At 41.6% G+C, this 10626-nt stretch carries 11 protein-coding genes; 2 read left to right on the top strand and 9 right to left on the bottom strand.

The window, feature by feature from the left end; all coding sequences use genetic code 11:
* Positions 1 to 6: 6 nt before the first annotated feature.
* The 4 genes from miaA to ACT3SX_RS11340 all read right to left on the bottom strand — a co-directional run bounded on the left by miaA (position 7) and on the right by ACT3SX_RS11340 (position 4368).
* Complete coding sequence (miaA, locus tag ACT3SX_RS11355) at positions 7 to 1146, bottom strand: tRNA (adenosine(37)-N6)-dimethylallyltransferase MiaA (RefSeq protein ID WP_192519583.1); 1140 nt, start codon at positions 1144 to 1146, stop codon at positions 7 to 9.
* A gap of 182 nt (positions 1147 to 1328) precedes the next feature.
* Positions 1329 to 3125, bottom strand: a complete 1797-nt coding sequence (mutL, locus tag ACT3SX_RS11350) for a DNA mismatch repair endonuclease MutL (protein WP_442069909.1) — start codon at positions 3123 to 3125, stop codon at positions 1329 to 1331.
* Between the two features lie 92 nt (positions 3126 to 3217).
* Complete coding sequence (tsaE, locus tag ACT3SX_RS11345; protein WP_192519581.1) at positions 3218 to 3748, bottom strand: tRNA (adenosine(37)-N6)-threonylcarbamoyltransferase complex ATPase subunit type 1 TsaE; 531 nt, start codon at positions 3746 to 3748, stop codon at positions 3218 to 3220.
* A complete protein-coding gene (locus ACT3SX_RS11340) occupies positions 3748 to 4368 on the bottom strand; it encodes a 6-pyruvoyl trahydropterin synthase family protein (RefSeq protein WP_192519580.1) in 621 nt (206 codons plus the stop codon). The genes tsaE and ACT3SX_RS11340 overlap by 1 nt, the downstream gene beginning before the upstream one ends.
* Positions 4369 to 4714: 346 nt before the next feature.
* Here ACT3SX_RS11340 and ACT3SX_RS11335 point away from each other — a divergent pair, with 346 nt between their 5' ends.
* Positions 4715 to 4837, top strand: coding sequence for a hypothetical protein (locus ACT3SX_RS11335; RefSeq protein WP_263972660.1), 123 nt, complete (start codon positions 4715 to 4717; stop codon positions 4835 to 4837).
* A 96-nt stretch (positions 4838 to 4933) separates the two neighbouring features.
* Here ACT3SX_RS11335 and ACT3SX_RS11330 read toward each other — a convergent pair whose 3' ends face one another.
* The 3 genes from ACT3SX_RS11330 to ACT3SX_RS11320 all read right to left on the bottom strand — a co-directional run bounded on the left by ACT3SX_RS11330 (position 4934) and on the right by ACT3SX_RS11320 (position 6643).
* Positions 4934 to 5266, bottom strand: a complete 333-nt coding sequence (locus tag ACT3SX_RS11330) for a YnfA family protein (RefSeq protein ID WP_192519579.1) — start codon at positions 5264 to 5266, stop codon at positions 4934 to 4936.
* A gap of 138 nt (positions 5267 to 5404) precedes the next feature.
* Positions 5405 to 5866, bottom strand: a complete 462-nt coding sequence (locus ACT3SX_RS11325; protein ID WP_192519578.1) for a methyltransferase family protein — start codon at positions 5864 to 5866, stop codon at positions 5405 to 5407.
* 147 nt (positions 5867 to 6013) lie between these two features.
* Entirely contained in the window at positions 6014 to 6643 is a 630-nt protein-coding gene (locus ACT3SX_RS11320; protein WP_442069907.1) for a DUF7822 domain-containing protein, read from the bottom strand.
* Between the two features lie 168 nt (positions 6644 to 6811).
* Between ACT3SX_RS11320 and htpX the strand changes: the two genes are divergently transcribed.
* Positions 6812 to 7726 carry a protease HtpX gene (gene htpX, locus ACT3SX_RS11315; RefSeq protein ID WP_192520683.1) on the top strand — a complete coding sequence of 305 codons (915 nt, stop codon included), beginning with the start codon at positions 6812 to 6814 and terminating at the stop codon, positions 7724 to 7726.
* A 124-nt stretch (positions 7727 to 7850) separates the two neighbouring features.
* Here htpX and ACT3SX_RS11310 read toward each other — a convergent pair whose 3' ends face one another.
* Both ACT3SX_RS11310 and ACT3SX_RS11305 read right to left on the bottom strand, forming a co-directional pair.
* On the bottom strand, positions 7851 to 8645 hold the full coding sequence (locus ACT3SX_RS11310) for a hypothetical protein (protein WP_192520682.1): 795 nt from the start codon (positions 8643 to 8645) through the stop codon (positions 7851 to 7853).
* 155 nt (positions 8646 to 8800) lie between these two features.
* Entirely contained in the window at positions 8801 to 10471 is a 1671-nt protein-coding gene (locus tag ACT3SX_RS11305) for an alpha/beta hydrolase (RefSeq protein ID WP_192520681.1), read from the bottom strand.
* Between the last annotated feature and the right edge of the window lie 155 nt (positions 10472 to 10626).

The raw sequence follows: 10626 nt of genomic DNA, 5'->3' as shown, positions 1-10626 counted from the left end.
AAATTTTTAGTACAGATAATCTCTTGCCTGCGCCATCGTCGTAAATGTTTTTATCATTACCGCATTAGATACAGAGTGACTTTGCTCATTAGGCAGCTGTATCACTTTACGCAACCAAGTGTACTGACGTTTTGCCAACTGTCTTGTAGCATATAATGCCTTATTTTGCATTTGCTGACAAGCAAGCGCCTCGAACTCATCATCAGACATCGTAGATTGTACCTGACTTTGCATATTGTTATTTTGTGTTTCTGACTCACGACCTGACGCTTGAACCAATTCAAAAGCATCATAGAATTGTGCCTTATCTAAATGTGGTAACTCAAATACTGGGTGTTTTATATGTACTAGATACTCCAATACTTGCCGATAGCCTACACAGCGCATCGCCGCTAAATTGGGGGTTAATGTATATTGCTCAAGCAAACCGATCACTTCCGCTAATAATCCCTCATCCCACATTATATCCAAACGCTGCGCGATACGTTTATGCAACCATGGGCGGTCAGGTATCACTGCCAGCGCATGCCACTGCTGATTTGGATTGTGTGCCAATGCTTGTTTAGGCTGACGTTGCCAGTCACTAAGTGGCGTGTTTGTTTGCAGATACACTTCAACCGCTCGAGTAATACGCTGAGTATCGGTTGCATTCAGGCGCTCATGGCTTATGGGATCTATTTGACCGAGGTAATCATACAACGCTTCGATACCTTCATCCTGTCGCCACTGCTCCACCCGCGCGCGCGCACTAGCATCACTGTCAGGTACCGGAGACAATCCATCCAGTAGTGCCATGTAATACATCATAGTACCGCCCACTAGCAATGGAATCTTACCCTTTTGGTGACACTTATCAATAAGACGGGCAATATCACTAACGAACTCGGCAACACTATAACTTTGTATCGGGTCAATGATATCAACCAAGTGATGTGGGTAGCGTGCCAGCTCATCAGCTGACGGTTTGGCTGTGCCGATGTTCATATCACGATATATCAGCGCTGAATCTACCGAAATCAGCTCGTAGCGCCCTGTATCGTATAGCTCATAGGCTAGTGCGGTTTTGCCACTTGCGGTTGGTGCCATCAAACACACCACGCTATTATCTGTTAGCTGTTGAGATAAACCCTCAGACGACTGTCCCATAGGATTGCCTTTAATCATTATTTATAGTGAGTAGTTAGGAGCTAGCATCAAACCTAATTGATTATTTCTTCAGGAATAAATATAGTTGAGCTCAAATAATCTCGATACAAGCAAACCGAGTGCAAGCGATACATTAGCATGGTTAGCGAGGATAATGATGTAGCTGATTGATATGAATTTGACTATAGAAGCATCAGTGCTGCCAAATGATGAGTACTAATAGCTTTAATCGAATGCTTATTGAGCAACGTTTCAATATCTGTCATAAACAGCATCAAGTCTTGCGCGGACATCTGCTGACTTATAGTCACAAGTTGTTGATTAACATCTTTTGCAGTATTGGCTTGCTTAGCTTCCTGCAATATATTACCACTCAGTATCTTTGCTTCAAACAGTTGACTTAACTTTGATTGCCAGTCCTGCTCTCCAATAAGAAAACACTGTCCTTGATGAAAAAATAACAACCAAGGTAATGATGTGTCCTCAACGCATTTAGCAAAACTAGTATCAGTATCAGTATCAGTATCAAGTGCTAACGTATCCAAGTCACTAATGACCTCTAAGCAAGTTGGTAAAGCTGCTGTTGCCGCCAATATATTGTTTGAGATATTAGCATACTGACCTGTAGACTCACTACCATTTAACGCTGACTCTACTAGATATTGAGGTTGCGACATTGCCTGACGGCCTGGGTGCTCATATGGCTGTTTAGCAGTATTCACCTGCCTGTTTCGGTTCGGAGATACAGCACTTTCGTAAGATTGTGTGGTAGGTACAACACCTATCCCTGCATCAGTTATAAACGTACTATCTTTTATTAATGGTTTGTCATGTGTGGCAGGCTGCTCTGGTACGTCAATATGCTTTAGTTTTGATTGAATCGCATGATTTAAATGCGCCATAATATTATTAAGCGAGCCAATTTTAATACGCTGCTTAGATGGATGCACATTGATATTAAGCCATTGCGTTGGCAAATCAAAATACAAGGCATAGCCAATACTATTTAGTCCAGCACTGTGGCTAAGTTGGCGCAACTGGTTACTAATAATTGGTTCTTTAACCAAACGACCATTCACATATAACAGTTTCGGTAATGCCTCTTGTGACCCTTGATTCAGTATGGGCCATATCCAACCACGGATACTGGCGTGATGACCAAGGCCATTATCATCGTCGTGTGCCATGGTTGGTGGTAGTAAGCTAGCAAGATCTATCATTATCTGTATCGCATTGTCCATCAATGCCATACCTGTTGCTTGCTCAAGACGCGATAAAGGCAAATAACCTACTACATTGTCATGATGGTTTGAGATAGCACTTGTAGCTTGCAAAGTTGATGACGCTTCATGAGAAGATAGCGACATGCGTTTCTTGTTATCATGAAACAGTGTGAGCGCTACATCGGCACGAGCCAAGGCAACATCACGAACCATTGACTCAATATGACCAAATTCAGTGGCAATAGACTTTAAGTTACCGCGACGTGCTGGCACATTGAAGTATAAATCTTTGACAGTAATGGTCGTACCACGATTGTGAACGATGGGTATCAGTTTTGGCTCATCCGCTAGGACACCAGAGACCTGTAGCTGACGACCAACACCGCTATCATCATGACTACTGGACAATGTTAGACGAGAAACCGCTGCCGTCGCTGCCAATGCTTCACCGCGAAAACCCAATGTTGCGATACCATGAAGATTGGCCACATCAGCGACCTTACTGGTTGCGTGACGAGTAATCGCCATGACCATATCGTCGGGATGGATACCAACGCCATTGTCTACCACTTCAATCATACCCATGCCGCCTTGGGTAATGTGTATCTCGATATTGGTAGCACCAGCATCGATGGCATTTTCAAGTAGCTCTTTGACCACTGCTGCCGGACGCGTTACGACCTCACCCGCTGCTAATTGATTAATGAGCAATGGCGACAGTTTTTTAATACGTGTATTAGAATAATTATCAGACATGGATGAGCATCGTATGTTTTGGATTACAGGCGCTTTGAATTAAAAGCATTTTGAATTACAGACACTTTGGATTACAGCCATTTTTCACAACATTAAATCTTGAGCGCTGATAAATCCAAATCCAGCGCTTGACCTGCTTTTGACAGTCGTAGCTCAACCAGACGAGACTCTTTACCATGAGTATCGCCATCACCTTGAGTTATATCAATAAACAACGTCGGCTGAGGCAAATAACCATCTGCACGGCTTGCCCATTCGATAATGACCAGTGCATTTGGCTCATCCAAATACTCATCAAATCCTATAAAAGACAGCTCTTCTGGATCTTGAAGACGATATAAGTCTGCATGATAGACTGGCTTAATCTTGCCATCGCCTTGTTCAATATTATAAGGCTCAACCAACGTATAGGTCGGGCTCTTTACTGCACCTGTATGACCAAGCGCTTGCAGCCAATAGCGAGTCAACGTGGTCTTACCTGCACCCAAGTCTCCTGCCAGCCACACACTACCCGTCAATGGTAAGTCAGCCAACTGCTGCGCCAATGCCTGAGTGTCTTGCTCAGAGTTCAGTATCAATGTTTGCGAGTGTTTACTGTCTTTTATCAATTTATCAGTCTGCATCAGTCTGAACCTGCCTGTGTTGGTTCTGTCTGAACCTGCATCGTCACGGATGGATTCATAAAACGCTCGCCGCGAATCAGTTTGGCATACAGCTCAGGGTCATGCCATTCTTTGGAAACTTGGTCGCTGAACGCAAACTCTTCCAAAACCAATTTACCCATTTGCTCATTGGCTACATCATCAGCGAAACACTGCGCATAGCCTGTCGCTGTCTCGTGTGCAATAACTGAGTACACACTGACATCCGACTCACCGTTTTGCATTTGAGTCTGGCGCAGAATCTCTTGCGCCCAAAAGAATATCACTCGTGAAAACTGCTCTGCCGATGGTGACACTGGCAGGCTTATCCAGCGCGCACTGAACTTTTTACAAGCATCGATATATTCAGGATCGTCTTTATTCCAAAAACAAATAGCATGATCGAAGCTGTCAATGATGTCTTTAATCGAAGACTTTAATAGACCAAAATCATAGACCATCTGACCATGATCTAAACGTTTGGCCTCTAAAATCAGCTCAATCTGATAACTGTGACCATGGATAGAATGCTTGCAACGTTCAGAACTACAGTTGCGAACGATATGGGCATTTTCAAATTTAAAGAGTTTACGAATACGCATAATAATATTGACCAAAGCTGTAAGCAGCATTGTGCTAAATGTTTATAAATAAAGGTTTGCCGTATCTATTCGTCGGCGTGTTGCCCATTATAGCAAATCACTATGTATCCGTAAGTAAGCACTTATGAATACTCATATTTATTATACGAATTGACATGACTCATTTGGGATTAACAAAGGCATTAATTGAATCGTAGGTGAATTGTGCGCGTGCTATCTATTAATACCTCTTAAGCCTATACTCATGACAGTACGCGATATCCGCGTCATCTGTACCAATATATTCCTTGAGGTCTGCTTATTTTGACTTTATGGATATTGCAGCTTATTTCAAGAGGAAAGAACCATGAGCAAAGGTCAAGACAGTAAAAAGAATGTCAAAAAGAAACCGCTTCTGACTGCAAAAGAAAAGAAAGCGGCAAAACAAGCTAAGAAAGAAGACAATAGCAGCATCTTAGGTAAGCATTAATAATAATTGCATTAATAGTAAGTGCATCAATATGCCAATCAAGCTTCACCGTTTGATTGGCATTTTTTTGGCTTTCGTTTGAATTGAGAATATGCCCTAGCCACTGCGCGGTGCAAACATAATAATCGCCATTCCTATCAGTGCAACTATCGAACCTATAACATCCCACGTGGTTGGTCGTATACCATTCACTGTCCACAACCATAAAATTGCCATGACCACATATACCCCACCGTAAGCAGCATAGACTCTGCCTACAGCCGTCGGATGCAATGTCAGCAACCATACGAAAGCTGTCAAACTCAGTACAGCAGGTATCAGAAGCCAGATTGATCTACCTTCTCGCAGCCAAAGATAAGGCAGGTAGCAACCGATAATTTCTGCTAATGCGGTAAGCGCAAACAGCCCAACGGTCTTTAATTCTGTCAAAACTTACTACTCCTCACCCACTACTCTGCAATCGTGATAAATCCAGTCAAATATTTTACAGCATTACCAGAGACCAGCACCCTATCCTTTACAACTGTGCAATCGAGCACCCCACCGCGACTGAATACTCTATAAGCTTTATATCCACCTGCGTACTTTAGCTATATAATCCTGATACTCTATACCAAACTTCTGTGTCATCATTCTTTCTTCTGGTTGGATTTGAAAGCGCGTCATATAAATCATAAAAACAGGCACTAGCATAAATGGTAAAAAATGAGACAGATAAAAAGCCCAACCTAATAGAATAAGCACCAATCCTAAATACATCGGGTTTCGGGTGTATTGATAAATACCACGTGTCACTAGGTTTGTAGCTTTTTCGGGCGTATGCGGATTCACGGTGGTTTGCGCTTTTTTAAATTGAGCCACACCCATGACCCCACTACCCAATCCTATAGTACTCAAACCAATCGCCAGCGTATTTGATCCATCAAAATCGAACTGTAAATTAGGTATAATTCTAGAAGCGCCATACATAACAGCGGCTATAATAATAACTTGCGCTACAGGTGGGATTTTGAGCTCTAGAGTATTCATAATTAGGCCTTCTCTATTTTTAATAAAAATTATGATGGTGTTCCACCAAGCGTGCTGACAAGGAAAGTTAAAACGACACCTTATTCTACGTTTTCTTGTTTTATCAGACTTTCAAAGCACTCATGATATTTCTATATTTTTTAAAGCTTAATCTTGGTCATCTTCAGAAAAGTCAAAGTACAAAATATTCGACCAAACTCCCAGACCAAGACTAAAGATAGCTTGTTCTGATTCATTGGCAGACAATGCCTTCGCGGGTGTTGGACGGCGGCCAAACAGTTTTGCCAATAGTCCAATAGGTCTTGGTTGTTCGTTCATGACTTTCGCAGGTGGCAACAGTGACTGATATGCCGCCTCTATCTCAGGCTGCAAATTCTGTACTTGATTGAGAAGTGCCAGATTTTGCGCTTCTATTGGCGTCTCGCTCATAGAAAAAATCTCGCCACACTCCAAAATAAAATACTGATTTTGGTTCTCTGGCATTTTTAAGAACTCAAGCGCTTCTGTAATTGGAGCCTGAGCAGCAGGTAGCCTAATAGCTGCTAAGAATGCTTCAAGATTTTTCACCCCGCTGGCATAATCTCCAATAAGAGCAATCTTTTCAGGGTTATCCCAAATCACTGATAGACAGGCTTGCGTATTACCAGAGAGTAACACCTTAAAGACAATTGGAATATCATAGTTATATTCTGATATGCCAGTTAACACACGACTGCTATCATTTTGATTTGCTTCGGGAATAATATTGGTTGAATATAGATAACTACGGTTCGCCATAATAATCACTTCAGTTTATAATAAAATTAATCGCTATACGCTGTTTTGACTTTTTGTTTACAGCAGTAGCATCCATTCAATATGGTTTAGATACAACTATAGCAAACAAACCTCTTAGAGAGTGCTCTATCGAGGCCATACCGACACTTTACATAGGAAGTTAGCGTCATGATGCGCATTGGATTATTTTTATTGACCAACTTAGCAGTGATTGTGGTATTTAGCATTGTGTTTGGTATTTTATCGAGATTTTTTGGCCTTGGTGACGTACATACGGCAGGCGGACTTAATTATGTTAGCCTTGCCATTATGTGCGGCATCTATGGTATGGTTGGCTCGATGATATCGCTATTTTTGTCAAAGTGGATGGCTAAGAGATCAACAGGTACGGTCGTCATAGAATCCCCACGTAACGCTACTGAGAAATGGCTGGTCGATACGGTAGCCAAACAAGCACGGGCGGTAAATATCGGTATGCCTGAAGTCGGTATTTTTAACAATTCGCAGCCAAACGCCTTTGCGACTGGCTGGAATAAGAATAAAGCGCTGGTGGCAGTATCGTCTGGCCTACTACAGAATATGAATCAAGATGAAGTCGAGGCAGTATTGGCGCATGAGATTGGTCATGTGGCCAATGGCGATATGATCACGCTTGCTCTCATTCAAGGCGTGGTGAACGCTTTTGTGATGTTCTTTGCGCGAATTATCGGCAGTTTCGTTGACCGTACTGTGTTCAAAAACACCAGTGGTCGCCCAGGTATTGGTTACTTCATCACCAGTATTGTAATGGATATCCTGCTGGGGTTTTTGGCATCTGCCATCGTCATGTGGTTCTCACGCTTACGTGAGTTTCGTGCGGATCAAATGGGCGCAAAACTTGCCAGCCGCGAAAAGATGATCAGTGCGCTTAATGCGCTTCGTCCTTCTGCACAGCGCCCCGACCAAATGCCTGAGAGTATGAAAGCGTTCGCAATCTCGTCAGGACAAACGCAAGGCTTTAGTATTGCAAACCTATTCCGCTCACACCCAACGCTTGATGACCGTATTGCGGCGTTGAGAGCGTATAATCCTAGTGAGAGCTGATATTTGTGGGTTGATTACCTTTGTTTTAGAGGTTACAGGCATAATTTTAGATTAGTTTATTAGTCTATAAATTATGCCTACTACAACGTTTATCTAGCACACATGTGTATCCTACTCTTGGAATTTACTTCTTTCTCCACTCACGCGCTCCACTAATATCTGACATTACATCATTAAAATCAAAACTGGGATCTATATTGGGTGAGCATTTACCTAATTTTTGACCATAAATGTAATTAACACAGTCGCAGTCATCATCTACTTCACCACAGTTTTTACATTCAGAGTTGCAAAAATCAATCATTCTATCAATAGCATCGTATGGTTCATATTCATAAGGAAAATTACCATAACCAAAACTACCATGTATCCTACCATTAATAAAATCATCTACGTCGTTGTACGTGTTTATATCACAGTCGAAAATTTTCGCAATGGGCCTCATAACTACTCTGCAATAATCAAAGCTATATAGTTGAGACTTAAAAAACACTTTCCCATCCTCAGCAAATAGGTTATGAAAGTTCAAATCACCATATACTTTTATTAAATCAGCATATCTTTTCTGTTCTAATTCAACATGCTTAAACGAGTTGTTAACAGCATCTAGCAATTTAAACTTGTTATTTATATGAGAACATCCGTCTACATGGTATTTTTTATCAAATTTAGATATGAAATCATTTCTTCGTATGACACTTGAGTTACTGGATGACTTAGTAACTTTTTTTGCGATAAAAATCATGTAGTCTATCGCATGAGACAATATAGTATTAAAAGAAAAGGCGTGGTGAAGCAGGACTTTATTTTGATTCACTAATACAAAGAATTCTTCAGACGCTGGAATCAACACATCGTTTATGTAGGAGAGAAGATATTTTGCATCGTCTTCTTCTGATTTTCCTGTATAAAATTCCATTTACTTCCTTAGATATTAGCCGTAGGGTGCGCTCAGCGCAACGATAAAACTTGCTCAAACAACGATAGATAGTAGCAAGAACGTGATGACACCGCTAGCCCCAACAGTAGCGGCTATCCTGCCATAGCCGCTACTGTTTATATAAAATACAGATATTACTTCTCTTCCTCAGACCCAAAAAGTGATATCAAGCCATCCCCGATAATTCCTCGCCAAGAAAAGTAATCATGCCCTGCACCATACTCTTCATAACGAGTGTCATACCCTTTTGCCAATAACACATCACGCAGATGACGATTGGTTCCCAATATACCATTGCTACTACTTTCCCCACGAGCTGTTTCAAACACGCCAGCACTCAAAAACAACCGAACAGGTACTTTATCCATTCTGATAACTTCAGACGCCACAAAATGCTTATCACCTGCGGTTTGCTCCTTTGGCTTCCACCAAAAGGATCCAGACATAGAGATAACGTTGCCAAATATATCAGGATGACGTAACGCAATAGTCGTGGCAGCCAATCCGCCATAGCTCGACCCTGCAATGACCGTTCTATCCTTTGGTATCGCTACTGGCAACCGTTTATTTACTTGCGGCACCAGCTCATTGGCCAATACATCTGCAAATACAGGATTGGCAGGCAATTCACGCGCACGGGCATCACCATCAGGATTACTGATAAATACCGCCGTCACCGGTGGAATCTCACCTGCTGCGATTAAATTATCTAATATCGTTGGCAATCCAACCGCATCGATATAGGCTTCCGCATCAAAGATATACAACAACACCGCATCGTCTCTATTATTTTGGCTGTCATCAATAGCAGGAGAATAGATGGTAATGTCACGGGTATTGTCTAACGTACTGCTGGTGAATTTAAAAGTAGAAAGCTCGCCTTTAGGGGTTTCTTTTTGCACATCTACCCAAGGCCTTTTTGGCGCATCTTTTAACGTAATAGTAGATTTGGTTGTGTACTTGTCGATTGCTGAATGAGGCCATGGATGATGATTATAAGGATCGGCCTGAGCCACAGCTCTTATCGCCACTCTACGTGCAAATCCAGATTCTGGTGGTTGAGGCACATTAAACGCTATCTGATAAGAAAAATGGGTATTTTTTGGCACCACAAAACTCTTATACCAAACATCAGAATTAGCTAGCTGTTGTAGCGACTCGTGATTGTTAGAAGGTGCGCCTAAAAGTTTTACGTTGTTATAATTGCCCCGCGCCAAAAATGTCATCACAGTACCAGTAGCAGTATCTTCAACGAGCGGTGTACCTAATACCTCTACATCCGCCCAAAAACTATCGCTACTCTGTCCTTTTGTCAGTGACTCACGTAATGCTGATACTTTTGGACTAAGTAATGTGTCAGAGCTTTCTAAAGCACTTTCTAAATTCTGATCTGCTAAACTGATACGTTGCTCAAGCACTACTTGGTATGCACCTGATCCAGACAAGCGCCATGTCGCATCACAGTTTTCTGCCACTAAATAAAAATTTTGCTTGCCGCTTTTATGATCAACTAAACGGCGCGATAGATTGCCTGTCGAATCTAAAATATCAAGCGTTACCGTATTATCACCACTATCGATATATCCCGTCAGATAATCGCCTTTGTCGCAGGGAACGCTAATATTTGATGAATGAGCCAAAGAATTTTTATTGTTTTTTGTACTATTTATTAGCTGGCCTTTTAAAGGACTGTCCATCGTTAACATCGCCGTCTCCGAACCAAATGCAGAAAATGACGTTGAATATAACAAACAAGCAAATCCTGCTATTGCCCATTTCTTAGAGAAAAATCCTGCGTATGTCATCCATTGCTCCTATTTTTATTTACTGACAAAAATCTAACCTCTACCGTTACAAGATGTCTAGCAAATGATACAAAGGTGCAATACTAGCGTACTTTTCCTATAAATGATATTAAAAATCATTCTCATTTAAACTCTATAACGCTTAATGAACTAAC

It is taken from the genome of Psychrobacter sp. AOP31-B2-9 (assembly GCF_052378005.1).
Lineage (GTDB): Bacteria > Pseudomonadota > Gammaproteobacteria > Pseudomonadales > Moraxellaceae > Psychrobacter.
The sequence above is the reverse complement of the archived record's forward strand: the minus strand, read 5'-3'. Positions and strand labels throughout refer to the sequence as shown.

Coding starts and splice junctions, on each gene's coding strand:
- ACT3SX_RS11310 (WP_192520682.1), bottom strand. CDS start 8,645: ATGGAATTTTATACAGGAAAATCAGAAGAAGACGATGCAAAATATCTT.
- ACT3SX_RS11340 (WP_192519580.1), bottom strand. CDS start 4,368: ATGCGTATTCGTAAACTCTTTAAATTTGAAAATGCCCATATCGTTCGC.
- mutL (WP_442069909.1), bottom strand. CDS start 3,125: ATGTCTGATAATTATTCTAATACACGTATTAAAAAACTGTCGCCATTG.
- ACT3SX_RS11320 (WP_442069907.1), bottom strand. CDS start 6,643: ATGGCGAACCGTAGTTATCTATATTCAACCAATATTATTCCCGAAGCA.
- ACT3SX_RS11335 (WP_263972660.1), top strand. CDS start 4,715: ATGAGCAAAGGTCAAGACAGTAAAAAGAATGTCAAAAAGAAACCGCTT.
- htpX (WP_192520683.1), top strand. CDS start 6,812: ATGATGCGCATTGGATTATTTTTATTGACCAACTTAGCAGTGATTGTG.
- miaA (WP_192519583.1), bottom strand. CDS start 1,146: ATGGGACAGTCGTCTGAGGGTTTATCTCAACAGCTAACAGATAATAGC.
- ACT3SX_RS11325 (WP_192519578.1), bottom strand. CDS start 5,866: ATGAATACTCTAGAGCTCAAAATCCCACCTGTAGCGCAAGTTATTATT.
- tsaE (WP_192519581.1), bottom strand. CDS start 3,748: ATGCAGACTGATAAATTGATAAAAGACAGTAAACACTCGCAAACATTG.
- ACT3SX_RS11305 (WP_192520681.1), bottom strand. CDS start 10,471: ATGACATACGCAGGATTTTTCTCTAAGAAATGGGCAATAGCAGGATTT.